The sequence below is a fragment of the Streptomyces sp. ADI95-16 genome (assembly GCF_003721495.1).
In the GTDB taxonomy this organism is placed as follows: Bacteria; Actinomycetota; Actinomycetes; order Streptomycetales; family Streptomycetaceae; genus Streptomyces; species Streptomyces goshikiensis.
Window position 1 is genome coordinate 4,680,929 of the sequence record NZ_CP033581.1, and the last position, 23,824, is coordinate 4,704,752.

Sequence of the window (23,824 nt, forward strand, 5' to 3'; positions counted from 1 at the left end):
CCCGCGCCTGCGCCGCGTACCGCTCTGCGGCGCGTACCGCCCCGCCCCGCACCGCCGGCGGGCGCGTACCGCGGCCGCGGGCGGCGCGCACCCCGACGGCGGGCGCGTACCGCGGCCGCGGGCGGCGCGCACCCCGACGGGCCCGGCCGTCCCATCCCCCGGCGGGCGGTCGGCGCGGGTGGGTAACCTGTCCCCCGTGCCCCCGCCCCACCGCGCCCCGACCCCGAAAGTCGCCCTGTCCACCGCCTCCGTCTATCCGGAGTCCACGGCGACCGCCTTCGAGATCGCCGCGCGCCTCGGCTACGACGGCGTCGAGGTGATGGTCTGGACGGACCCCGTCAGTCAGGACATCGACGCCCTGCGCCGGCTGTCCGACGACCACCACGTCCCGATACTCGCGATCCACGCGCCCTGCCTCCTCATCACCCAGCGCGTCTGGTCCACCGACCCCTGGACCAAACTCCAGCGCGCCCAGGCGGCCGCCGAGAAGCTCGGCGCGAGCACCGTCGTCGTGCACCCCCCGTTCCGCTGGCAGCGCGCCTACTCCCGGGACTTCGTCTCCGGCATCTGGCGCATGGCCGACGAGACCGACGTCCGGTTCGCCGTCGAGAACATGTACCCCTGGCGCTACCGCGACCGCGAGATGCTCGCGTACGCGCCCGAGTGGGACGTCACCAAGGACGACTACCGCCACTTCACGGTCGACCTCTCCCACACCGCGACCGCCCGCACCGATGCCACCGCGATGATCGACCGCATGGGCGGGCGCCTGGCGCACATCCACCTCGCCGACGGGAACGGCTCCGCGAAGGACGAGCACCTCGTCCCCGGCCGCGGCAGCCAGCCCTGCGCCGAGCTCCTGCACGGCCTCGCCGGCTCCGCCTTCGACGGCCACATCGTCATCGAGGTCAACACCCGCCGGGCCATGTCCGCCGCGGAGCGCGAGGCCGACCTCGCCGAGGCCCTCGCCTTCACCCGCCTCCACCTGGCCGGCGGCCGATGACCACACCGCCGCCCCCGCCCCCGCCGCCGCCTTCGTCGCCGTCGCCCAAGCCGCGCCGCGGCCCCGGCCGACCCCGCGCCGACGAGGCCGAGCAGGGTCCCGGCGCCCAGGAGCGCATCCGCGGCGCCGCCCGCGCCGAGTTCGCCGCCCGCGGCTACGACAAGACCTCCGTACGCGGCATCGCGAAGGCCGCCGGCGTGGACCCGGCCCTGGTGCACCACTACTTCGGCAGCAAGGACGAGCTCTTCGCCGCCGCCATCGAGCTCAGCATGGAGCCCGCGCTCTTCGTCCCCGCGATCCTCGGCGCCGGCCCCGACGGCATCGGCGAGCGCCTGGCCCGCTACTTCCTGGGGATCTGGGAGAACCCGGTCAGCCGCGCCCCGCTGCTCGCCGTCATGCGCTCCGCCCTCACCCACGAGGCCGCGGCGAAGGTGCTGCGCGGCCTGATCCTGCGCCGGGTCCTGGAGCGCGTCGCGGCCGACCTCAACGTTCCGGACCCGACGTTCCGCGCCGAGCTCGCCGCCTCCCACATGATCGGCATCGCGATGCTGCGCTACGTCGTCCAGGTCGAGCCGCTGGCGTCCGCCGATCCGGAGGACATCGTGGCCCTGGTGGCCCCCACCCTCCAGCGGTACCTGACCGAGGAGTGAGCCTGCCGTCCCGACATCCGGACAGCTTGTCCACGTTCCGGTCGGTGGGCGTAGCCTCGTAACTGAGTCATATCTACCGTCGCGGCCGCGTCCGGCGTACCCCTCGTACGTCCGTGCGCCCCGTACTCATGGGGAGTGAACCCGATGCCCGAGCTGAGGTCCCGCACCGTCACCCACGGCCGCAACATGGCAGGCGCACGTGCGCTGATGCGCGCCTCGGGCGTAGCGAGCGAGGACATCGGCAAGCCGATCATCGCGGTCGCCAACTCGTTCACCGAGTTCGTCCCCGGCCACACCCACCTGGCCCCGGTCGGCCGGATCGTCTCCGACGCCATCCGGGCCGCGGGCGCCATCCCGCGCGAGTTCAACACCATCGCGGTCGACGACGGCATCGCCATGGGCCACGCCGGCATGCTGTACTCCCTGCCCTCCCGCGACCTGATCGCGGACAGCGTCGAGTACATGGTCGAAGCCCACTGCGCCGACGCCCTGATCTGCATCTCCAACTGCGACAAGATCACCCCCGGCATGCTGATGGCCGCCATGCGCCTCAACATCCCGGTCGTCTTCGTCTCCGGCGGCCCGATGGAAGCCGGCCAGGCCACCCTCGTCGACGGCACCGTCCGCAAGCTCGACCTGATCGACGCCATGGTCGACGCCTCCAACGAGAACGTCTCCGACGAGGACGTGCTCCGCATCGAGGAGAACGCCTGCCCCACCTGCGGCTCCTGTTCGGGCATGTTCACCGCCAACTCGATGAACTGCCTCGCCGAGGCCATCGGCCTGGCCCTGCCCGGCAACGGCTCCGTCCTCGCCACGCACACCGCCCGCCGCGCCCTGTACGAGGACGCCGGCCGCACGGTCGTCGAGATCACCAAGCGCTACTACGAGGGCGACGACGCGTCCGTCCTGCCCCGCAACATCGCCACCCGCCAGGCCTTCGAGAACGCCATGGCCCTCGACATCGCCATGGGCGGCTCCACGAACACGATCCTCCACCTCCTCGCCGCAGCCCAGGAAGCCGGCCTGGAGTACGACCTCACCGACATCGACGAGGTCTCGCGCCGCGTGCCGTGCCTGGCCAAGGTCGCCCCGAACGTGGCGCCCGGCGGCACGTACTACATGGAGGACATCCACCGCGCCGGCGGCATCCCCGCCATCCTGGGCGAGCTGCACCGCGGCGGCCTCCTCAACAAGGACGTCACGACGGTCCACTCGGAGAACCTGGAGGACTGGCTGGCCCAGTGGGACGCCCGCTCCGGCACGGCGAGCGACACGGCCATGGAGCTGTGGCACGCGGCCCCCGGCTGCAAGCGCTCCGCGACCGCCTTCTCGCAGTCCGAGCGCTGGGAGTCCCTCGACCTCGACGCCGAGGGCGGCTGCATCCGCTCCGTCCAGCACGCGTACTCCAAGGACGGCGGCCTGGCGGTGCTGCGCGGCAACATCGCGGAGGACGGCTGCGTCGTGAAGACGGCCGGCGTCGACGAGTCGATCTGGACCTTCGAGGGCCCGGCGGTCGTCTGCGAATCGCAGGACGAGGCGGTCGAGAAGATCCTGACCAAGCAGATCAAGGCGGGCGACGTCGTCGTCATCCGCTACGAGGGCCCGCGCGGCGGCCCCGGCATGCAGGAGATGCTCTACCCGACCTCCTTCCTCAAGGGCCGCGGCCTCGGCAAGGTCTGCGCGCTGGTGACGGACGGACGCTTCTCCGGCGGCACCTCGGGCCTCTCCATCGGCCACGCCTCCCCGGAGGCGGCCTCGGGCGGCACGATCGCCCTGGTCGAGGACGGCGACCGGATCCGCATCGACATCCCGAACCGCTCGATCGAGCTGCTGGTCGCGGACGAAACCCTCGCGGAGCGCCGGGCCGCGCTGGGCGGCGTCTACGCCCCGAAGGACCGCGAACGCAAGGTCTCCGCGGCGCTGCGCGCGTACGCGGCGATGGCCACGAGCGCCGACAAGGGCGCGGTCCGCGACGTCTCCCGCCTGAGCTGACCCCGCCGAACCCCGCCGGTCACCACCCGGCGGGGTTCGCCCCGGCCCCTTCCGGACGCGCGCCTTGCGCGGCTCGGCGCGGGCGCCTCGCCGGCGGCGGTGCGCTGCGCCGGACTCCGTCCGTCGGGGCGGGGCGGGCGCCGGTCACCACCCGGCGGGGTTCGCCCCGTCTCCTTTGGGACGCGCGCCTTGCGCGGCTCGGCGCGGGCGCCTCGCCGGCGGCGGTGCGCTGCGCCGGACTCCGTCCGTCGGGGCGGGGCGGGCGCCGGTCACCACCCGGCGGGGTTCGCCCCGTCCACCGCGAAGACCGACCCGTCGGGGGCCGAGGCGTACACCTTGCCGGCGGCGACTACGGGGGCGGGGAGGGTCGGGGCCAGCTTGTCGCCGCCCATCCGGGGCTTCGTCTGCCCCAACAGCCGGTGGGTCGCGGCGTCCACCGCCAGCAGCCGCCCGTCCAGGGCCGTGAGGTACACCCGCCCCTCCCCGGCGGCGGGGCCCGACGCGGCGGTGACGCCGGTCTCCAGCCGCCACTGCTCCCGTTCCCCGTTCACGGCGGCCAGCGCGCCCGAGATGCCGAAGACGTAGGCCACCCCGTCGGGTCCGACCGTCGCCTGGGCCTGGAGCATCGGCGCCAGCAGCCGGACGGACCGCACCGTGCGCGAGCTCAGTTCTACGCGTACGACCGAGTGCGCCATCAGCTGCGCGTCATTGACCAGCAGGTACACGCTGCCGTGCGACAGCCCGAACGGCTCGGCCGTCCCGGCCACCCGGACCTGCGTGCGCGGCGTTCCGTTCGCCGGATCGATCACCGCCACCTGCGTCGACTTGCCGTCCGCGGCGGGCGTCGAGACGTAGAGGACGGGGTCACTGCCCGGTTCCCCCGATTCCGTCCGCCAAAGGGAGCCCACCCCGCCGACCTGCTTCGTCCACTGGACGGCACCGCTCGCCGCGTCCAGCGCGGTGGCCGTCCCGTCCGCCGCCGCGACGAGCACCCGGGTGCCCGCCCCGACCGCCTGCGCGCCCTGCGGCATCTTCCGGTTCCACCGCTCCGTACCCGTCGCGGGGTCCAGGGCCCGGAGCAGCCTGCCGCCCTCCGTGACCGTGAGCACCAGCCCGCCGCCGTGGAGGGGAGCGCCCGTCTGGAGCGTGCCCGGCGTCGTACGGGCAGACCACAGCAGGGAACCGTTCGCGGGATCCAGCCGGGCCACGGCCGTCCCGGGCCCCGAGCAGTACAGGGCCGCCGCGTCCCAGGAGCAGGTCGAGGCCCGGTCACCCAGGGACGCGGTCCACGGGGCGAAGGGCTTCGGCGCGGATCCGGCGGGCGCCGCCGCCCCGGCCGCGAGCCGTTCCGGTCCGGAGGGCGGTCCGGACATCAGGTATCCACCGGCCGCGCCGCACGCGAGCAGCAGCCCGAGCCCGGCCGCCACGGCCACCCACCGCCGGCGCCCACGGCTCCCACCCGCACCCGCGACCGCACCCGCGTCCTCGCCCTCGACCCGCTCCCGCAGGTGCGTGGCCTCGTCCGCCGCGGCCGCGGCCGCCGCCACCGGCCGCCGCGGCCGCTGCCGCGGTACGAACGACTGGGTGTCCTCGGCCGTCGGGTACGCGATCGCCCGCATCTCCGCGATCAGCGCCTCGGCCGTCGGCCGCTCCGCCGGCTCCTTCGCCAGGCACCGCGCGACGAGCGGCGCCAGCCGCTCCGGCAGCCCCGTCAGGTCGGGCTCGCTGTGCACCACCTGGTACGCCACCAGGTAGTGGCTGTCCGAGTCGAACGGCCCCCGCCCGGTCGCCGCGTGCACCAGCACCGCGCCCAGCGCGAAGACGTCCGCGGCCGTCCCGACCTCCCGGGGCCGCTGGAACTGCTCCGGCGCCATGTACGGCGGCGTGCCGATCAGCTTCCCGGTCTCGGTCCGCAGATCGCTGTCGGCCGGCCGCGAGATCCCGAAGTCGATCACCCGTACCCCGTCGGGGGCCATCAGTACGTTGCTGGGCTTCAGGTCCCGGTGCACGACCCCCGCCCGGTGGATGTCGCGCAGCGCCTCCGCCAGCCCGGCGGCGAGCCGCGTCAGCTCAGGGGGGTCCAGCACCCGCTCCCGTACCCGCTCGGCGAGCGTCGGGGAGTCGATGAACAGGGTCGCCATCCACGGCCGCTCCGCATCCGGATCGGCGTCCACGACGGGCGCGGTGAACGCTCCGCTCACCCGCCGCGCGGCCGCGACCTCCTGCCGGAACCGCGCCCGGAATTCCGGATCCACCGCGTGCTCGGGATGCACGATCTTGACGGCGAGTTTCAGCCCCGACCCTGACGTGGCCAGATGGACGACGCCCATCCCGCCGGAGCCGAGCACGGACTCCAGCCGGTACTGCCCGGCGTACTCCGGAAACCCCACGTAATCCGCGCGCAGCGAATGCACCGTCCACCACCCCCGACGGAGCCTAGTCCATGGCCCCGGGGCGGCTCCAAGGTCCTGCTACCCTGCGCGAGTTGCGCAGCGCAACACCCATGGGGGGAGATTTCACATGTCGGTTGAGAACGAATCAAGCCAAGTCACCACCGCGTCCGACGGCTCCGGATTCCAGACGTTTCCGGTCGCGCCGGGCTACCGGGTGAACGTCCGCAGCGGCCCGTCCACCACGTACCCGATCGTCAAGGTGCTGCCCTACGGAGCCTCCGTGACGATCCGCTGCCAGACGCCCGGCGAGCGGGTCAGCGGCCCCTGCGGCACCTCGAACATCTGGGACTGCATCGGGAACGGCCAGTACGTCGCCGACTCGTACGTCAAGACGGGTGCCGACGGCTACGTCACCAATCGCTGCGCCTAGGGCCTGTCTTCCGGATCATGCCGGGCTCGCGGGGTCTGGCACGCACGCTCGCCGCGTTGTCGTCGGTCGCCAACGCTCCGCGTTGACTCCCTCCTCCGCCTTGCGATCGCACGCACCAGACCCCGCTCCCTGATCCGGCCCGATCCGAAAGACAGGCCCTAGCCCCATCGGGGCGCGGGCGGTCTGACACGTGAGACGCGCCCGGCCGCCCCGGCCCGGCGGTGGATAATCGCTGGTGTGAGCGACGACCAGCGAGACCAGACCCCCGCCGGGCCGGCCCCGGCCGCGCCGGCCTCCCCGGCCGCCGGACCACAGCCCGAGCCGATCCGGTTCTTCGGCACGACCTGGGTCGATCACGACGGCGGCTACGCGCTGCTCCGCGTCGGCCTCGCCGCCGGCTCGCTCGTCACCGCCTTCGCCGCCGCGCTGCTGCTCCGCCTCGCCTACGAGGGCCTGGAGATCGGCAACGTCGGCCCCTTCCTCAGCATCTCCGTCGTGGTGCTCTTCGCGGTCGCCAGCTCCATCGCCTTCGCCAAGACCTGGGATTCCTTCCGGCGCCGCCCCGCCCCGTCCTCCGACGAGGCCGCGCTCAAGGGCCTGAAGACGATCGGTTTCATCGGCTCCCTCATCGCGTACTTCCTGCGCTGCTTCGTCGAGGCGCCCGGCGAGCAGCTGCGCCGCGCCGAGTACGAGCGCGCCACCGCCGAATTCGCCCGCCGCCGCAGCTCCCGCACGGGCAACCCGGCCGCACGCCGCCCCAAGCGCAAGAAGTAGCGGGCAGCGAGCAGCGCCGGCGAGAACCCCTCCCGGTCGACGCACCGGTTGACGCCCCGGCACAGCCGGGAGCATTATTCATCACATGATGAATAACCCGCCGGCGGTCGCCGTGCACGCACACGGCCTCACCGTCCGCCGCGGCACCGGCCGCACCCCGCGCACCGTCCTCGACTCCCTCGCCTTCGACGTCCCCCGCGGCCGCATCACCGGCCTCCTCGGGCCCTCCGGCTGCGGCAAGTCCACCCTCATGCGCGCCGTCGTCGCCACCCAGGCCCACGTCACCGGCACCCTCGACGTCCTCGGCCGCCCCGCCGGACACCCGGAGCTCCGCTCCCGCATCGGCTACGTCACCCAGGCGCCCTCCGTCTACGACGACCTCACCGTCCGCCAGAACCTCGACTACTTCGCCGCCGTCCTCGACCCCGGCCGCACCGCCGCCGACCGCCGCCGCGCCGCCGTCGACCGCGCCATCACCGACGTCGACCTCACGAGCCGCGCCGGAGCCCTCGCCGGCAACCTCTCCGGCGGCCAGCGCAGCCGCGTCTCCCTCGCCGTCGCGCTCCTCGGCACCCCCGAACTGCTCGTCCTCGACGAACCCACCGTCGGCCTCGACCCCGTCCTGCGCCGCGACCTCTGGAACCTCTTCCACGACATCGCCGCCACCCGCGGCGCCACGATCCTCGTGTCCTCCCACGTCATGGACGAGGCCGAGCGCTGCCACGACCTGCTCCTCATGCGCGAAGGCCGCATCCTCGCCCAGGACACCCCCGACGCACTGCGCACCCGCACGGGCACCACCACCGTCGAGGAAGGCTTCCTCCGCCTCGTCGACGAAGCGGGCGCCGCCGCCCGGGAAACCCAGGAGACCCAAGCCCGATGAACACCGCCCGCACCACCGCCACCGCCACCCGCGTCCTGCGCCAGCTCCGCCACGACCCGCGCTCCATCGCGCTGATGCTCCTGGTCCCCGTACTGATGCTGACGCTGCTCCGCTTCGTCTTCGACGGCGACGCCCACACCTTCGACAACATCGGGGCGTCCCTCCTCGGGATCTTCCCCCTCATCACGATGTTCCTGGTGACCTCCATCGCCACCCTCCGCGAGCGCACCTCCGGCACCCTCGAACGCCTCCTCGCCATGCCGCTCGGCAAGGGCGACCTCATCGCCGGCTACGCCCTCGCCTTCGGCGCCGTCGCCGTCGTCCAGTCCGTCCTCGCCACCGGCCTCGCCCTCTGGCTCCTCGGCCTCGACGTCGTCGGCTCCCCCTGGCTGCTCCTGCTCGTCGCCCTCCTCGACGCGCTCCTCGGCACCGCCCTCGGCCTGTTCGTCTCCGCCTTCGCCGCCTCCGAATTCCAGGCCGTCCAGTTCATGCCGGCCGTGATCTTCCCGCAGCTGCTGCTCTGCGGACTCTTCGCCGCCCGCGACACCATGCACCCCGTACTCGAAGGACTCTCGAACGTCCTGCCCATGTCCTACGCCGTCGACGGCATGACCCAGGTCCTCACCCACACCGACATGACGGCCGACTTCGTCCGCGACGCCGTCATCGTCGCCGCCTGCGCCCTGCTCGTCCTCGCCCTCGGCGCGGCCACCCTCCGCCGCCGCACCCCCTGACCGCGATCCGGACGCCTCGCCCCCGACCCCGGCCCTGGTGCGAGGATGAGGAGGGAGTACACGCATCGCAGACGAGGTGGATCGGGCATGACCCAGACAGTCGCAGTCCTCGGTACCGGCAAGATCGGCGAGGCCCTGCTCAGCGGAATGATCCGCGGCGGCCGGCCCGCCCAGAAACTCCTCGTCACCGCCCGCCGCCCCGAGCGCGCCGCGGAACTGCACACCCGCTACGGCGTCGAAGCCGTCAGCAACGCCGAAGCCGCCAAGCGCGCCGACACCCTCATCCTCACCGTCAAGCCGCAGGACATGGGCAAACTCCTCGAAGAACTCGCCCCGCACGTCCCCGCCGACCGCCTCGTCATCAGCGGCGCCGCCGGCATCCCCACCTCCTTCTTCGAGGAGCGGCTCGCCCCCGGCACCCCCGTCGTACGCGTCATGACGAACACCCCGGCCCTCGTCGACGAGGCCATGTCCGTCATCTCCGCCGGCAGCCACGCCACCGCCGCCCACCTCCAGCACACCGAGGAGATCTTCGGCGGCGTCGGCAAGACCCTGCGCGTCCCCGAATCCCAGCAGGACGCCGCCACCGCCCTCTCCGGCTCCGGCCCCGCCTACTTCTACTTCCTCGTCGAAGCCATGACCGACGCCGGCATCCTCCTCGGCCTGCCCCGCGCCCAGGCCCACGACCTGATCGTGCAGGCAGCCATCGGCGCCGCCGTGATGCTCCGCGACAGCGGCGAACACCCCGTCAAGCTCCGCGAAGCCGTCACCTCCCCGGCCGGCACCACCATCAACGCGATCGTCGAGCTGGAGAAGCACGGCGTACGGGCGGCCCTCATCGCCGCCCTCGAAGCCGCCCGCGACCGCAGCCGCGAGCTCGCCTCCGGCAACAGCTGACGGCCGGACGGTACGGGCCCCCGCGCAGGCGGGGGCCCGCCACCCGCCCCCTTCAGCGCTCCAGCAGCCCGATCGCCCGGTACGCCCGGTCCACCACCGGCCGCGCCAGCCCCCGGGCCCGCTCCGCCCCGGCCCGCAGCACCTTCTCCACCGCCCCGGGATCCGCCGCCAGCTCCGCGTACCGCTCCCGCACCGGCCGCAGCAGCTCCACCACCGCATCGGCGACGTCCCGCTTCAGCGCCCCGTACCCGCCGTACCCCTCGGCGAGCACCGCCGGCTCCGCGCCCGTACAGGCGCCCAGGACGTCCAGCAGATTGGCCACCCCCGGCCGCGCGGCCCGGTCGTAGACGACACCGCCGTCCCCGCTGTCGGTCACGGCCCGCATCACCTTCTTGTGGACGACCCCCGGCTCGTCGAGCATGAACACCACGCCCGCCCCCGCGTCACCGGACTTCCCCATCTTCGACGTCGGGTCCTGGAGGTCCATGACCCGCGCGGCCACGGCCGGCAGCGTCACCTTCGGCACGGCGAAGGTGGGCCCGTACCGCTGGTTGAACCGCACCGCCAGATCCCGCGTCAGCTCGACGTGCTGCCGCTGGTCCTCGCCCACCGGCACCTCCTCCGTGTCGTAGGCCAGGATGTCGGCGGCCATCAGCACGGGGTAGGTCAGCAGCGACAGCCGTACGCCGGCCCCCGCGGCCTGCGCCGCGGCGGCCTTCTCCTTGTACTGGATCATCCGCCGCAGCTCCCCGTCGGTGGCGGTGCACTCCAGCAGGTACGCCAGCCGGGTGTGCTCGTCCACGTGGCTCTGTACGAACAACGTGCACTTCTCGGGGCCCAGCCCGGCGGCGAGCAGCAGCGTCGCCGCCTGCCGGCTCAGCCGCCGCACCCGCGCCGGATCGTGCTCGACGGTCAGCGCGTGCAGATCGACGACGCAGAACAGCGCGTCGTCCGGCGCCTGGTCCGCGGCGACCCACTGCCGGACGGCCCCCAGGTAGTTCCCCAGCGTCAGATGCCCGGTCGGCTTGACCCCACTGAAGATCCTCGTCATGTCCTCTGTCTCCCTGTTCGTGTCGGAGCCGCCGCGTCGGGCGACCGAGCCACTCCCGGGAGGGGAGAAACAAGAACGGCCGCCGAGGCGGCGGCCGTGAGCGCATGCGTGCTCGTGTGGATGGTCGGCCGCCGTCAGGCGGCCCACCAGCGCAGGTTGAGCGTGAGCGCATGCGTGGTCATGGGACCCAGGCTAGCCCCGGAGAGTGACGCCTGTCCCAGGGTTGACACAACTGTCCTGGGTCCGTAAGGTTCTTCGAGTTGTCCGACGTGAGCGCCGACCCCGGTCGGTCCCCGGACAGCCATCCCGCACTACACATTCGAACGAACGACGCACTGTGTCGGCTCGTTTTTGATGCGTATTTGCGAATGAGGAATCCGCGTTCCAGGACGCAGTCGCCGATTAGGTTCGGGGACAGGGAATCCGCTACTGTCTCACTCGTCGCAAGGGCCCAACAGCCCCAACGGCAAACCCCGCTGACTGGGGGTCAGGCCCGAAAGGATCTGATAGAGTCGGAATCGCCGGAAAGGGAAAACGCGAAAGCGAATCACCTGGAAAGCGAGCGGGACTGACTCTGATAGAGTCGGAAACGCAAGAACGAAGAACGAAAGCCCGGAGGAAAGCCCGAGAGGGTGAGTACAAAGGAAGCGTCCGTTCCTTGAGAACTCAACAGCGTGCCAAAAATCAACGCCAGAAGTTGATACCCCGTCCACTTCGGTGGATGAGGTTCCTTTGAAAAAGACCTGTGAGGTCGCCTTCGGGTGATGCTTGCAGGCAATTACACAGCGAGGATGCAGTGGTCAGTCGGTCTTATTCCGACATGACTGACCCGCTCTAAGTGCGTGTGCACCCGATTACGGGTAAACATTCATGGAGAGTTTGATCCTGGCTCAGGACGAACGCTGGCGGCGTGCTTAACACATGCAAGTCGAACGATGAAGCCCTTCGGGGTGGATTAGTGGCGAACGGGTGAGTAACACGTGGGCAATCTGCCCTTCACTCTGGGACAAGCCCTGGAAACGGGGTCTAATACCGGATACCACTCCCGCCCGCATGGGTGGGGGTTGAAAGCTCCGGCGGTGAAGGATGAGCCCGCGGCCTATCAGCTTGTTGGTGGGGTAATGGCCCACCAAGGCGACGACGGGTAGCCGGCCTGAGAGGGCGACCGGCCACACTGGGACTGAGACACGGCCCAGACTCCTACGGGAGGCAGCAGTGGGGAATATTGCACAATGGGCGAAAGCCTGATGCAGCGACGCCGCGTGAGGGATGACGGCCTTCGGGTTGTAAACCTCTTTCAGCAGGGAAGAAGCGAAAGTGACGGTACCTGCAGAAGAAGCGCCGGCTAACTACGTGCCAGCAGCCGCGGTAATACGTAGGGCGCAAGCGTTGTCCGGAATTATTGGGCGTAAAGAGCTCGTAGGCGGCTTGTCACGTCGGATGTGAAAGCCCGAGGCTTAACCTCGGGTCTGCATTCGATACGGGCTAGCTAGAGTGTGGTAGGGGAGATCGGAATTCCTGGTGTAGCGGTGAAATGCGCAGATATCAGGAGGAACACCGGTGGCGAAGGCGGATCTCTGGGCCATTACTGACGCTGAGGAGCGAAAGCGTGGGGAGCGAACAGGATTAGATACCCTGGTAGTCCACGCCGTAAACGTTGGGAACTAGGTGTTGGCGACATTCCACGTCGTCGGTGCCGCAGCTAACGCATTAAGTTCCCCGCCTGGGGAGTACGGCCGCAAGGCTAAAACTCAAAGGAATTGACGGGGGCCCGCACAAGCAGCGGAGCATGTGGCTTAATTCGACGCAACGCGAAGAACCTTACCAAGGCTTGACATATACCGGAAAGCATTAGAGATAGTGCCCCCCTTGTGGTCGGTATACAGGTGGTGCATGGCTGTCGTCAGCTCGTGTCGTGAGATGTTGGGTTAAGTCCCGCAACGAGCGCAACCCTTGTCCTGTGTTGCCAGCATGCCCTTCGGGGTGATGGGGACTCACAGGAGACCGCCGGGGTCAACTCGGAGGAAGGTGGGGACGACGTCAAGTCATCATGCCCCTTATGTCTTGGGCTGCACACGTGCTACAATGGCCGGTACAATGAGCTGCGATACCGTGAGGTGGAGCGAATCTCAAAAAGCCGGTCTCAGTTCGGATTGGGGTCTGCAACTCGACCCCATGAAGTCGGAGTTGCTAGTAATCGCAGATCAGCATTGCTGCGGTGAATACGTTCCCGGGCCTTGTACACACCGCCCGTCACGTCACGAAAGTCGGTAACACCCGAAGCCGGTGGCCCAACCCGTAAGGGAGGGAGCTGTCGAAGGTGGGACTGGCGATTGGGACGAAGTCGTAACAAGGTAGCCGTACCGGAAGGTGCGGCTGGATCACCTCCTTTCTAAGGAGCACAGTACCGATTGCAGACAAATGTTCTGCACGGTCAGCTCATGGGTGGAACGTTGATTATTTGGCACGGTTTCCTGGATGGATCACGAGTACTGCTTCGGCGTGGAAAGTGAGTCACTGACGGGGGATCGTGCCTGGCACGTTGTTGGGTATCTGAAGGTACGGCCGTAAGGTCTTATCTTCGCGATGCCGGCCCCAGTGAACTTCACTTCTTGTAAGTGAGGGTGATGGGTGGCTGGTCGTTGCTTGAGAACTACACAGTGGACGCGAGCATCTGTGGCCAAGTTTTTAAGGGCGCACGGTGGATGCCTTGGCACCAGGAACCGATGAAGGACGTGAGAGGCCGCGATAGGCCCCGGGGAGCTGCCAACTGAGCTTTGATCCGGGGGTGTCCGAATGGGGAAACCCGGCAGTCGTCATGGGCTGTCACCCACTGCTGAACACATAGGCAGTGTGGAGGGAACGAGGGGAAGTGAAACATCTCAGTACCCTCAGGAAGAGAAAACAACCGTGATTCCGGGAGTAGTGGCGAGCGAAACCGGATGAGGCCAAACCGTATGCGTGTGATACCCGGCAGGGGTTGCGCATGCGGGGTTGTGGGAATTCTTTTGATCGGTCTGCCGGCCGGTCGGCGAGTCAGAAACCGTTGATGTAGTCGAAGGACATGCGAAAGGTCCGGCGTAGAGGGTAAGACCCCCGTAGACGAAACATCAGCGGCTTGCTTAAGAATCTCCCAAGTAGCACGGGGCCCGAGAAATCCCGTGTGAATCTGGCGGGACCACCCGCTAAGCCTAAATATTCCCTGGTGACCGATAGCGGATAGTACCGTGAGGGAATGGTGAAAAGTACCGCGGGAGCGGAGTGAAATAGTACCTGAAACCGTGTGCCTACAAGCCGTGGGAGCGTCGCCGTTGTTCTTCGGAACAACGGTCGTGACTGCGTGCCTTTTGAAGAATGAGCCTGCGAGTTAGCGGTGTGTAGCGAGGTTAACCCGTGTGGGGAAGCCGTAGCGAAAGCGAGTCCGAATAGGGCGATTGAGTTGCACGCTCTAGACCCGAAGCGGAGTGATCTAGCCATGGGCAGGTTGAAGCGGAGGTAAGACTTCGTGGAGGACCGAACCCACCAGGGTTGAAAACCTGGGGGATGACCTGTGGTTAGGGGTGAAAGGCCAATCAAACTCCGTGATAGCTGGTTCTCCCCGAAATGCATTTAGGTGCAGCGTCACGTGTTTCTTGCCGGAGGTAGAGCACTGGATAGGCGATGGGCCCTACCGGGTTACTGACCTTAGCCAAACTCCGAATGCCGGTAAGTGAGAGCGTGGCAGTGAGACTGTGGGGGATAAGCTCCATGGTCGAGAGGGAAACAGCCCAGAGCATCGACTAAGGCCCCTAAGCGTACGCTAAGTGGGAAAGGATGTGGAGTCGCAGAGACAACCAGGAGGTTGGCTTAGAAGCAGCCACCCTTGAAAGAGTGCGTAATAGCTCACTGGTCAAGTGATTCCGCGCCGACAATGTAGCGGGGCTCAAGCGTACCGCCGAAGTCGTGTCATTGCAGCGTATAGCCCCAACGGGTGTTGTGATGGGTAGGGGAGCGTCGTGTGCCGGGTGAAGCAGCAGCGGAAGCTAGTTGTGGACGGTTCACGAGTGAGAATGCAGGCATGAGTAGCGATACACACGTGAGAAACGTGTGCGCCGATTGACTAAGGGTTCCTGGGTCAAGCTGATCTGCCCAGGGTAAGTCGGGACCTAAGGCGAGGCCGACAGGCGTAGTCGATGGACAACCGGTTGATATTCCGGTACCCGCTTTGAAACGCCCAATATCGAATCAGGCGATGCTAAGTCCGTGAAGCCGTTCCGGACCCTTCGGGGAAAGGAAAGTGGTGGAGCCGACGAACCAGACTTGTAGTAGGTAAGCGATGGGGTGACGCAGGAAGGTAGTCCAGCCCGGGCGGTGGTAGTCCCGGGGTAAGGGTGTAGGCCGAGGGGTAGGCAAATCCGTCCCTCATTAAGGCTGAGACCTGATGCCGAGCCGATTGTGGTGAAGTGGATGATCCTATGCTGTCGAGAAAAGCCTCTAGCGAGTTTCATGGCGGCCCGTACCCTAAACCGACTCAGGTGGTCAGGTAGAGAATACCGAGGCGTTCGGGTGAACTATGGTTAAGGAACTCGGCAAAATGCCCCCGTAACTTCGGGAGAAGGGGGGCCATCACTGGTGATCGGATTTACTCCGTGAGCTGGGGGTGGCCGCAGAGACCAGCGAGAAGCGACTGTTTACTAAAAACACAGGTCCGTGCGAAGCCGTAAGGCGATGTATACGGACTGACGCCTGCCCGGTGCTGGAACGTTAAGGGGACCGGTTAGTGCGCTTTCGGGCGTGCGAAGCTGAGAACTTAAGCGCCAGTAAACGGCGGTGGTAACTATAACCATCCTAAGGTAGCGAAATTCCTTGTCGGGTAAGTTCCGACCTGCACGAATGGCGTAACGACTTCTCGACTGTCTCAACCATAGGCCCGGTGAAATTGCACTACGAGTAAAGATGCTCGTTTCGCGCAGCAGGACGGAAAGACCCCGGGACCTTTACTACAGTTTGATATTGGTGTTCGGTTCGGCTTGTGTAGGATAGGTGGGAGACTTTGAAGCGGCCACGCCAGTGGTTGTGGAGTCGTCGTTGAAATACCACTCTGGTCGTGCTGGATGTCTAACCTCGGTCCGTGATCCGGATCAGGGACAGTGTCTGATGGGTAGTTTAACTGGGGCGGTTGCCTCCCAAAGGGTAACGGAGGCGCCCAAAGGTTCCCTCAGCCTGGTTGGCAATCAGGTGTTGAGTGTAAGTGCACAAGGGAGCTTGACTGTGAGACCGACGGGTCGAGCAGGGACGAAAGTCGGGACTAGTGATCCGGCGGTGGCTTGTGGAAGCGCCGTCGCTCAACGGATAAAAGGTACCCCGGGGATAACAGGCTGATCTTCCCCAAGAGTCCATATCGACGGGATGGTTTGGCACCTCGATGTCGGCTCGTCGCATCCTGGGGCTGGAGTCGGTCCCAAGGGTTGGGCTGTTCGCCCATTAAAGCGGTACGCGAGCTGGGTTTAGAACGTCGTGAGACAGTTCGGTCCCTATCCGCTGTGCGCGTAGGAATATTGAGAAGGGCTGTCCCTAGTACGAGAGGACCGGGACGGACGAACCTCTGGTGTGCCAGTTGTCCTGCCAAGGGCATGGCTGGTTGGCTACGTTCGGGAGGGATAACCGCTGAAAGCATCTAAGCGGGAAGCCTGCTTCAAGATGAGTATTCCCACCTCCTTGAGAGGGTAAGGCTCCCAGTAGACGACTGGGTTGATAGGCCAGATGTGGAAGCCCGGTAACGGGTGGAGCTGACTGGTACTAATAGGCCGAGGGCTTGTCCTCAGTTGCTCGCGTCCACTGTGTTAGTTCTGAAGTAACGACCGTGTTTATGCCCGGTTGGTTAACTTCATAGTGTTTCGGTGGTCATAGCGTTAGGGAAACGCCCGGTTACATTCCGAACCCGGAAGCTAAGCCTTTCAGCGCCGATGGTACTGCAGGGGGGACCCTGTGGGAGAGTAGGACGCCGCCGAACAATCATTGTGGGAAAGCCCCGCACCAGGTAACTGGTGCGGGGCTTTTCTGCGTTTAGGGGTCGGTCGACGACCCGCGCCACGCCCGGGCCGGTGCTCGTGCGGGGGTGGCGGCGGGTGGGCTGGGGGGCTGAGATCGCGCGTTTGTCCTGCGGATGCCCGGCATGGGGTCCGGGTTGACGCGCACTGTCTGCTCGTAGTGTTGGGACATGGGCTACGACCTCGTCATCTTCGACAACGACGGCGTGCTGGTGGACAGCGAGCCACTCGCCAACGGGATCCTCGCCGGGTATCTGAGCGAGCTGGGGCACCCCACCTCGTACGACGACTCGCTCCGCGACTACATGGGAGCCGCCGTGCACCGGGTGCACGACGTCGTCTTCGAGCGGAGCGGGGCGCGGCTGCCGGCCGAGTTCGACGAGACCCTCCACGCGCGGACGTTCGCCGCGTTCGAGCGCGAGCTGAAGCCCGTGCCCGGTGTGGAGGAGGTGCTCGGGGCGCTGACCGCGCAGGGAGTGGCGTACTGCCTCGCCTCCTCCGGGAGCCACGAGCGGATCCGCGTCGGGCACCGGGCGGCCGGGATCGACGGGTGGTTCGAGGAGGAGTGGCTCTACAGCGCGGATGACGTCGGGAAGGGGAAGCCCGCCCCGGACCTGTACCTGCACGCGGCGGACCAGATGGGTGTGCTGCCCGCGCGGTGCGTCGTCGTCGAGGACAGCCCGCTCGGGGTGGAGGCCGCCGTCGCCGCGGGGATGGACGTGTACGCGTTCACCGGGATGATGTCGGCCGAGCGGCTCCCCGGGGCCACCGGGTACTTCGGGGACATGAAGCAGCTGATCGGGCTGCTCGGCCTGGAGGCCTGAGCGCGCGGTGCGGGCCGGCCGGGCGACGGCCGTCCCCGCGATCCCCGGGCACGCGAACATTGCCGTGTGATCTCTCTACCCACGGGTAGCCGCCGGGCCTACGCTGAGCCGCCATGACAGCTGATGTGCGGCTCCGCCGTGGGCGCGGGTCCCTGGGGTTCGCTTTCTTCGCGCAGGGCGTGACCTTCGCCCTGCTCGTGACCCGGATCCCGGCCATCCAGGACCGGTACGGGATATCCGACGGGCTGCTGCCCGCGTTCCTCGCCGCCGTCCCGGTCCTCGCCGGGGTCGCGAGCGTGGCCACCGAGCACCTGGTGAAGCGGGTCCCGCCCGCCCTCGTACTGCGGTGGGCGCAGCCGCTGGTGCTGCTGTCCCTGCTGGGCGTCGGGGCCGGTAGCCAGCTGTGGCACGTGGCGGTGGCCCTGGGGGCGTTCGGGCTGTCGGTGGGCGCGCTGGACGCGTCCATGAACATGCTCGGCGTCAGTCTCCAGCGGGCGTACGGGCGCAGCATCATGCTGGGCTTCCACGCCTCGTACAGCCTCGGCGGGATCGTCGGGGCGTCCGCGGCCTGGGCGGGGGCGCACTGGCACCTGTCGCTGCTCACGGGGTACTTCCCGGCGGTGGCGGTGCTGCTGCCCCTGGTGTTCTACGGGAGCCGGTTCTACGTCGGCCACCGGGACGGGGGAGAAGAGGTTCCCGAGAAGGGGCTGGGGGCCGGCGGGTTCAAGCTGCTGCTGCCGCTGTGCCTGGTGATGGCGTGTGCGTACATCGGGGACTCGACGGTCTCGAACTGGAGCGCCAAGTACCTCCAGGACGTGCTGGGGGGCTCGGAGCAGCTGGCGACGGTCCCCTACAACGTGTACATGGTGACGACCCTGATCGGGCGGGCCGCCGGTGACGTGGGCGTGCGGCGGTTCGGCGCGGTCGCGGTGGTGCGGGCCGGGACGGTGGTCGCCGCGGCCGGGTTCGCGGTGGTGGCCGCCGCGCCCGGGGCGTGGGCGGGGATGCTCGGGTTCACGCTGCTGGGGATCGGGCTGTGCGTGATCGTGCCGCAGACCTTCGCGGCGGCAGGGCGCCTCTTCCCCGGTGCCTCGGACACGGCGATCGCGCGGCTGAACATCTTCAACTACGTCGGGTTCCTGATCGGGTCGCCGCTCGTCGGCGGCATCGGGGACGCGTGGAGCTACCGGGGCGCGATGCTCGTACCGATGGGGCTGGTGCTGGTGACGCTCCTGTACGCCCGCTCGTTCGGCGCGGAGGGCGCCCGATACGGTGTCCGGCATGAGCGGCGAGCCGGTGACCGGGCTGTTGATGTGGGACGAGGCGGTAACGAGGTATGACTTCGGGCCGAGCCATCCGATGGACCCGGTGCGCCTGGCGCTGACCATGGGCCTGGTGCGCGCCTTCGGGCTGGACCGGGAGATGGAGGTGCGGGCGGCTCCGGAGGCGGGGGAGTCGACGCTGCGGCTCGTCCACCGCGAGGACTACGTGGCGGCCGTGCGGGAGGTGTCGGCGGATCCCGGGGTGGCCGACGGTTCGTACGGGCTCGGGACCATGGACGATCCGGCGTTCCACGGCATGCACGAGGCGTCCGCGCTGATCGCGGGGCAGTCGGTGGCGGGCGCGGAGGCGCTCTGGCACGGGGAGGCCGAGCACGCGGTGAACTTCGCGGGCGGGCTGCACCACGCGATGCCCGGGGGCGCGGCGGGGTTCTGCGTGTACAACGACGCGGCGCTCGCGATCGCGCGGCTGCTGGAGCTGGGGGCCGAGCGGGTCGCGTACGTGGATGTGGACGTGCACCACGGTGACGGGGTGCAGGCGGCGTTCTGGGACGACCCGCGGGTGCTGACGGTCTCCCTGCACGAGCACCCCCGGACGCTGTTCCCGCAGACGGGCTGGCCCGAGGAGACGGGCGGTCCGGCGGCGGAGGGTTCCGCGGTGAACGTGGCGCTGCCCGCCGGGACCGGCGACGAGGGGTGGCTGCGGGCGTTCCACGCGACGGTGCCGGAGCTGCTGGCGGACTTCCGGCCGCAGGTGCTGGTGTCGCAGCACGGGGCCGATACGCACTTCGAGGACCCGCTGGCCCACCTGGCGGTGTCGCTGGACGCGCAGCGGGTTGTCCAGGAGGCCTGTCACCGGCTCGCGCACGAGCACGCGGGTGGGCGCTGGCTGGCGCTGGGCGGCGGCGGTTACTCGGTGGTGGACGTCGTACCGCGCTCGTGGACGCATCTGGTGGGCATCGCGGCGCACCGGCCGGTGGATCCGGCGGCGACGGTGCCGGACGTGTGGCGGGACGAGGTGTACGCGCGGACCCGGCAGCCCGCGCCGGCCCGGATGACGGACGGGCGGAATCCGGTCTGGCGGGACTGGGAGGCGGGATACGACCCGGCGGACCGGACGGATCAGGCCGTTCTCGCGACCCGGCGGGCGGTGTTCCCGTTGCGTGGCCTGCTCACGTAGCGCGTGGCCGCGTCGTTACGCCAACTGTGGGGCTGTTCGCCGGAATTGAGGATCCGCGGGATGCGGTGCGGCAGCATCGGAGGGTGTTGAGCACCGCCGCGCTGCGCGCGCATCTGCTGGCCGCCCGGTTGGCCGGGCCCGTAGCGACCTCGCGGGAGGAGAGCCTGCGCAGTTACCGGCTGTTCGCGGCGCGCGATCCCCGGGTGCTGCTGGGGCTGGATCCCGAGTGGCGCTGGGGCGAGGGTGACTTACTGCGGCTGATGGCGGACAAATGCGGGGTCTCCGCGGACCCTTCGCACGTCAGCGGCCCGGACGTGATCGATCCGGAGCGGACGGTGGCGGCCCTGGAGGCGTTCGCGGACCGGCTGCGGGAGGCGGTCGGGGCGCGGTCGCCCGTACTGTTCGGGACGGGACATCCACACCGGCTCCTGGGGTTCTACGTCAGTTTGGCGCAGGCGCTGTCGGCGGCGGGCTGTGTTGTCCTCACCCCGGCGCAGGGGGTCGGTGTCGACATGGCGACCCGGTTCGGCGTACGCCCGCACCGCATCGATTACGTACGGGGGGTCGCACTGGTGCGAGAACCCGGCGCGCGGGAGCCGGGGAGTGCGACCGGCGCGCACACCCATTCGCCGCTGCCGGTTCGGATCGCGCTCGGGGCGCTGGCGGAGGCCGGCGGGCCACTGCCGGAGCTGGTGGTCGGAGATCACGGATGGGTCTGCGGTGCAGGTCAGCTCGGTGTGGACGCCATCGGGCTGGCGGACACGGATGATCCCGCGCTGTTCGTCGGGGAGGCCGAGGGGCGCGTCTCCGTGGCGGTTCCGCTTGATGACGCGGTGCGCTCGGACTACTACCGACCGCTCATCCGCTGGGTACTCCATCGAGCCAGTCTTCCGCCGGGCCAGGAGTGGCCGTAGCTCCTCTTCCCCACTCGTATCACACGCCCCTACTCTGGGGAGTGAGCGTGCGACGACGAGGAGTAACCGGAGGGGAAGCCGGTGCCCGTCATGCGCGGAAGGTCAAGGTGTGTCATGGCTGCTGGCGAGAGGCCTCTCAGTGAGGTTCAGTTCCTGACCGTGGCGGAGGTCGCCTCGGTGATGCGAGTGTCGAAGATGACCGTGTACCGCCTGGTGCACAACGGTCATCTGCCCGCAATCCGGGTGGGCCGGTCCTTCCGGGTCCCCGAAAACGCGGTCCACGAGTACCTTCGAGAGTCCTATGTGGGGGTGGAGTCGGCCTGAGGGGGACGCCTCGGGTCCCCGCGATCGCCCTCGGATTACAAGCTCAGAGCTCGGGCGGGTAGGCTAGGCCGACGTAGGTCGTGTGGGCCCAGACGCCCCGCACCGAGTGAAGAGAAGTGAGCGAGGGTAGTCGTGGGCTCTGTTATCAAGAAGCGGCGCAAGCGGATGGCTAAGAAGAAGCACCGCAAGCTGCTCAAGCGCACCCGCGTCCAGCGCCGTAACAAGAAGTAAACGGCAGCTGTACGTGTTCTCCGCAGCCCCTCCACCATCCTGGTGGAGGGGCTGCGGTGTAACCGGGGGACTTCTTCGAGGGAGGCGCTGAACTCGTGGGGAAGGTCGTGCTCGTCACCGGGGCTGCCCGGCAGCTGGGAGGCCGCTTCGTGCGCCGCATCCAGCGCGACCCGGATGTGGAGCGGGTGATCGCGGTGGACGCGGTGACCCCGACACACCGGCTCGGATCGGCCGAGTTCGTCCGTACGGACATCAGGCAGTCGGCGATCGTCCGCGTGCTCGCCGAGCACGCCGTGGACACGGTGGTCCATCTGGCGGTCACCGGAGGCACGGCGGTGCCGGGCGCCGGCCGCAGCGCCGTCAAGGAAACCAACGTCATCGGGACGATGCAGCTCCTCGGGGCCTGCCAGAAGTCCCCGACGGTGCGCCGGCTCGTGGTGAAGTCCAGTACCAGCGTGTACGGGGGCACCTCGCGGGACCCCGCCGTCTTCACCGAGAGCACCCAGCCCAAATCGCTGCCGTCGGGCGGGTTCGCCAAGGACGCCGCCGAGGTCGAGGGCTATGTACGGGGCTTCGCGCGCCGGCGGCCCGACGTGGCGGTGTGCGTGCTGCGCTTCGCGAACATCCTGGGCCCCTACGCCGACTCGGCGCTCGCCGAGTACTTCTCGATGCCGGTGATGCCGACGGTGCTGGGTTACGACCCGCGGCTCCAGTTCGTGCACGAGGACGACGTACTGGACGTCCTGGGGCTGGCGGCGCGCGAGCCCCGGCGCGGGACGCTGAACAGCGGTACCTTCAACATCGCGGGCGACGGCGTGATGCTGCTGTCGCAGTGCTCGCGGCGGCTCGGGCGGCCCACGGTGCCGCTGCTGCTGCCCGCGGTGACATGGGTGGGAGCCGCGCTGCGGACGGTGGGGGTCACGGACTTCTCGCCCGAGCAGATCAGGCTGCTGACCCACGGGCGGGTCGTGGAGACCACCCAGATGCGGGACACCTTGGGGTTCAAGCCGATGTACACCACCGCCGAGACCTTCCTCGACTTCGTCCGGAGCCGGGGGAACGGGCTGCTGCCGCCGGAGCGGGCGGGGCGCGCGGTGGACCGGGTGGCGGGGATGCTGAACGCGGATCTGACGAGTGCCGGGCCTACGGTTGAGGGAGCGCAGCGATAGTGGCGGACGCCAAGGTCATTCCGTTCGACGAGGACCGGCCGAGGCGGCGCCCGCCGCGCCGGGTGCGGGTCGCCGCGGCGACGGAGCCGGAGGCGGTGGCCCCGCTGCCCGCGCCGGGCGCGGAGGCGGGCGCCGGGCCGGGCGGCGGCAGCTGGGACCGGCGGATCGCCGGCGGGCTGGCGTTCCTGCGGCGGCGGGTCACCGGGGACTACGAGGTCGACGACTTCGGCTACGACGAGGAACTGACGGACCAGGTCCTGATGTCCCTGCTGCGGCCGCTGTACGACAAGTACTTCCGGGTCGAGGTCAAGGGCGTCGAGAACATCCCGAAGGAGGGTGGGGCGCTGATCGTGGCGAACCACTCGGGGACGCTGCCCCTGGACGGCCTGATGATGCAGGTCGCGGTGCACGACCACCATCCGGCGCGGCGGCACCTGCGGCTGCTGGCGGCGGACCTGGTGTTCATGCTGCCGGTGGTCAACGAGCTGGCGCGCAAGGCCGGGCACACCCTGGCGTGCGCGGAGGACGCGCAGCGGCTGCTGGAGGCCGGGGAGCTGGTCGGTGTCATGCCGGAGGGCTTCAAGGGGATAGGGAAGCCGTTCGGAGACCGGTACAAGCTCCAGCGGTTCGGGCGGGGCGGCTTCGTGTCCACGGCGCTGCGGGCGGGGACGCCGATCGTGCCGTGCTCGATCGTGGGGGCGGAGGAGATCTACCCGATGGTCGGCAACGCGAAGACGCTCGCGCGGCTGCTGGGGATCCCGTACTTCCCGATCACGCCGACGTTCCCGTGGCTGGGGCCGCTCGGGGCGGTGCCGCTGCCGACGAAGTGGACGATCCAGTTCGGGGAGCCGATCCCGACGGACGGGTATCCGCCGGAGGCGGCGGAGGATCCGATGCTGATGTTCAACCTCACCGACCAGGTGCGGGAGCAGATCCAGCACACCCTGTACCGGCTGCTCGTGCAGCGGCGGTCGGTCTTCTTCTGACCGGGCACCTTCCGGCCGGGCGCCACGAACGCCGGCGGGGCTGGATGATCCAGCCCCGCCGGCGTTCGGGTGCCGGG

General features: G+C 68.9%; 18 protein-coding genes and 3 rRNA genes. 19 read left to right on the top strand and 2 right to left on the bottom strand.

Translation table 11 applies throughout. The annotated features are described in order from the left end of the window. Window positions 1-196: 196 nt before the first annotated feature. From EES41_RS20785 to ilvD, 3 genes are all read left to right on the top strand, one after another. Complete coding sequence (locus EES41_RS20785) at window positions 197-1,003, top strand: sugar phosphate isomerase/epimerase (RefSeq protein ID WP_123082600.1); 807 nt, start codon at window positions 197-199, stop codon at window positions 1,001-1,003. Continuing rightward, complete coding sequence (locus EES41_RS20790) at window positions 1,000-1,653, top strand: TetR/AcrR family transcriptional regulator (protein WP_123079846.1); 654 nt, start codon at window positions 1,000-1,002, stop codon at window positions 1,651-1,653. Before EES41_RS20785 ends, EES41_RS20790 begins: the two co-directional genes overlap by 4 nt. Window positions 1,654-1,797: 144 nt before the next feature. Beyond that, window positions 1,798-3,648 carry a dihydroxy-acid dehydratase gene (gene ilvD / locus EES41_RS20795; protein WP_008743318.1) on the top strand — a complete coding sequence of 617 codons (1,851 nt, stop codon included), beginning with the start codon at window positions 1,798-1,800 and terminating at the stop codon, window positions 3,646-3,648. A 269-nt stretch (window positions 3,649-3,917) separates the two neighbouring features. Here ilvD and EES41_RS20800 read toward each other — a convergent pair whose 3' ends face one another. Then, entirely contained in the window at window positions 3,918-6,038 is a 2,121-nt protein-coding gene (locus EES41_RS20800; protein WP_302186164.1) for a PQQ-binding-like beta-propeller repeat protein, read from the bottom strand. Between the two features lie 130 nt (window positions 6,039-6,168). On the opposite strand from EES41_RS20800, the gene EES41_RS20805 reads away from it, so the two are divergent. From EES41_RS20805 to proC, 5 genes are all read left to right on the top strand, one after another. Then, window positions 6,169-6,471, top strand: coding sequence for an SH3 domain-containing protein (locus EES41_RS20805; protein ID WP_123079847.1), 303 nt, complete (start codon window positions 6,169-6,171; stop codon window positions 6,469-6,471). 237 nt (window positions 6,472-6,708) lie between these two features. Further along, on the top strand, window positions 6,709-7,245 hold the full coding sequence (locus EES41_RS20810; RefSeq protein ID WP_123079848.1) for a hypothetical protein: 537 nt from the start codon (window positions 6,709-6,711) through the stop codon (window positions 7,243-7,245). 85 nt (window positions 7,246-7,330) lie between these two features. Then, complete coding sequence (locus EES41_RS20815; RefSeq protein ID WP_123079849.1) at window positions 7,331-8,128, top strand: ABC transporter ATP-binding protein; 798 nt, start codon at window positions 7,331-7,333, stop codon at window positions 8,126-8,128. Next, entirely contained in the window at window positions 8,125-8,862 is a 738-nt protein-coding gene (locus EES41_RS20820) for an ABC transporter permease (RefSeq protein ID WP_123079850.1), read from the top strand. Before EES41_RS20815 ends, EES41_RS20820 begins: the two co-directional genes overlap by 4 nt. An 87-nt stretch (window positions 8,863-8,949) precedes the next feature. After that, window positions 8,950-9,759, top strand: a complete 810-nt coding sequence (gene proC, locus EES41_RS20825) for a pyrroline-5-carboxylate reductase (RefSeq protein WP_123079851.1) — start codon at window positions 8,950-8,952, stop codon at window positions 9,757-9,759. 52 nt (window positions 9,760-9,811) lie between these two features. Here the strand turns inward: proC and trpS are convergent, their stop codons facing one another. After that, window positions 9,812-10,810: a tryptophan--tRNA ligase gene (gene trpS, locus EES41_RS20830; RefSeq protein ID WP_123079852.1), complete on the bottom strand. Its 999-nt coding sequence runs from the start codon at window positions 10,808-10,810 to the stop codon at window positions 9,812-9,814. An 867-nt stretch (window positions 10,811-11,677) separates the two neighbouring features. On the opposite strand from trpS, the gene EES41_RS20835 reads away from it, so the two are divergent. The 11 genes from EES41_RS20835 (at window position 11,678) to EES41_RS20885 (ending at window position 23,747) form a co-directional block, all read left to right on the top strand. After that, a 16S ribosomal RNA gene (locus tag EES41_RS20835) occupies window positions 11,678-13,202 on the top strand. 286 nt (window positions 13,203-13,488) lie between these two features. Next, a 23S ribosomal RNA gene (locus EES41_RS20840) occupies window positions 13,489-16,612 on the top strand. A gap of 73 nt (window positions 16,613-16,685) precedes the next feature. Further along, a 5S ribosomal RNA gene (rrf, locus tag EES41_RS20845) occupies window positions 16,686-16,802 on the top strand. Together the 16S, 23S and 5S rRNA genes form the textbook arrangement of a ribosomal RNA operon. A 207-nt stretch (window positions 16,803-17,009) precedes the next feature. Next, a complete protein-coding gene (locus tag EES41_RS20850) occupies window positions 17,010-17,663 on the top strand; it encodes an HAD family phosphatase (RefSeq protein ID WP_123079853.1) in 654 nt (217 codons plus the stop codon). Between the two features lie 113 nt (window positions 17,664-17,776). Then, window positions 17,777-19,003, top strand: a complete 1,227-nt coding sequence (locus EES41_RS20855; protein WP_123079854.1) for an MFS transporter — start codon at window positions 17,777-17,779, stop codon at window positions 19,001-19,003. Beyond that, a complete protein-coding gene (locus EES41_RS20860) occupies window positions 18,975-20,123 on the top strand; it encodes an acetoin utilization protein AcuC (RefSeq protein WP_123082602.1) in 1,149 nt (382 codons plus the stop codon). The genes EES41_RS20855 and EES41_RS20860 overlap by 29 nt, the downstream gene beginning before the upstream one ends. Window positions 20,124-20,206: 83 nt before the next feature. Beyond that, window positions 20,207-21,037 (top strand): phosphatase, encoded by an 831-nt coding sequence (locus EES41_RS20865; protein WP_123082603.1) that lies wholly within the window; start codon window positions 20,207-20,209, stop codon window positions 21,035-21,037. Between the two features lie 114 nt (window positions 21,038-21,151). Beyond that, a complete protein-coding gene (locus EES41_RS20870; RefSeq protein ID WP_008738568.1) occupies window positions 21,152-21,361 on the top strand; it encodes a helix-turn-helix domain-containing protein in 210 nt (69 codons plus the stop codon). A gap of 132 nt (window positions 21,362-21,493) precedes the next feature. Beyond that, window positions 21,494-21,592 carry an AURKAIP1/COX24 domain-containing protein gene (locus EES41_RS20875; protein ID WP_003948845.1) on the top strand — a complete coding sequence of 33 codons (99 nt, stop codon included), beginning with the start codon at window positions 21,494-21,496 and terminating at the stop codon, window positions 21,590-21,592. A 95-nt stretch (window positions 21,593-21,687) separates the two neighbouring features. Continuing rightward, window positions 21,688-22,761, top strand: a complete 1,074-nt coding sequence (locus EES41_RS20880) for an NAD-dependent epimerase/dehydratase family protein (protein WP_123079855.1) — start codon at window positions 21,688-21,690, stop codon at window positions 22,759-22,761. Further along, window positions 22,761-23,747, top strand: coding sequence for a lysophospholipid acyltransferase family protein (locus EES41_RS20885; RefSeq protein WP_123079856.1), 987 nt, complete (start codon window positions 22,761-22,763; stop codon window positions 23,745-23,747). Before EES41_RS20880 ends, EES41_RS20885 begins: the two co-directional genes overlap by 1 nt. Window positions 23,748-23,824 lie beyond the last annotated feature (77 nt).

What these genes read in the sequence shown, in the direction of transcription:
- EES41_RS20790 (WP_123079846.1), top strand. Translation starts at nt 1,000, where the DNA reads ATGACCACACCGCCGCCCCCGCCCCCGCCGCCGCCTTCGTCGCCGTCG.
- ilvD (WP_008743318.1), top strand. Translation starts at nt 1,798, where the DNA reads ATGCCCGAGCTGAGGTCCCGCACCGTCACCCACGGCCGCAACATGGCA.
- EES41_RS20805 (WP_123079847.1), top strand. Translation starts at nt 6,169, where the DNA reads ATGTCGGTTGAGAACGAATCAAGCCAAGTCACCACCGCGTCCGACGGC.
- EES41_RS20815 (WP_123079849.1), top strand. Translation starts at nt 7,331, where the DNA reads ATGATGAATAACCCGCCGGCGGTCGCCGTGCACGCACACGGCCTCACC.
- EES41_RS20820 (WP_123079850.1), top strand. Translation starts at nt 8,125, where the DNA reads ATGAACACCGCCCGCACCACCGCCACCGCCACCCGCGTCCTGCGCCAG.
- proC (WP_123079851.1), top strand. Translation starts at nt 8,950, where the DNA reads ATGACCCAGACAGTCGCAGTCCTCGGTACCGGCAAGATCGGCGAGGCC.
- trpS (WP_123079852.1), bottom strand. Translation starts at nt 10,810, where the DNA reads ATGACGAGGATCTTCAGTGGGGTCAAGCCGACCGGGCATCTGACGCTG.
- EES41_RS20850 (WP_123079853.1), top strand. Translation starts at nt 17,010, where the DNA reads ATGGGCTACGACCTCGTCATCTTCGACAACGACGGCGTGCTGGTGGAC.
- EES41_RS20855 (WP_123079854.1), top strand. Translation starts at nt 17,777, where the DNA reads ATGACAGCTGATGTGCGGCTCCGCCGTGGGCGCGGGTCCCTGGGGTTC.
- EES41_RS20860 (WP_123082602.1), top strand. Translation starts at nt 18,975, where the DNA reads ATGTGGGACGAGGCGGTAACGAGGTATGACTTCGGGCCGAGCCATCCG.
- EES41_RS20870 (WP_008738568.1), top strand. Translation starts at nt 21,152, where the DNA reads ATGGCTGCTGGCGAGAGGCCTCTCAGTGAGGTTCAGTTCCTGACCGTG.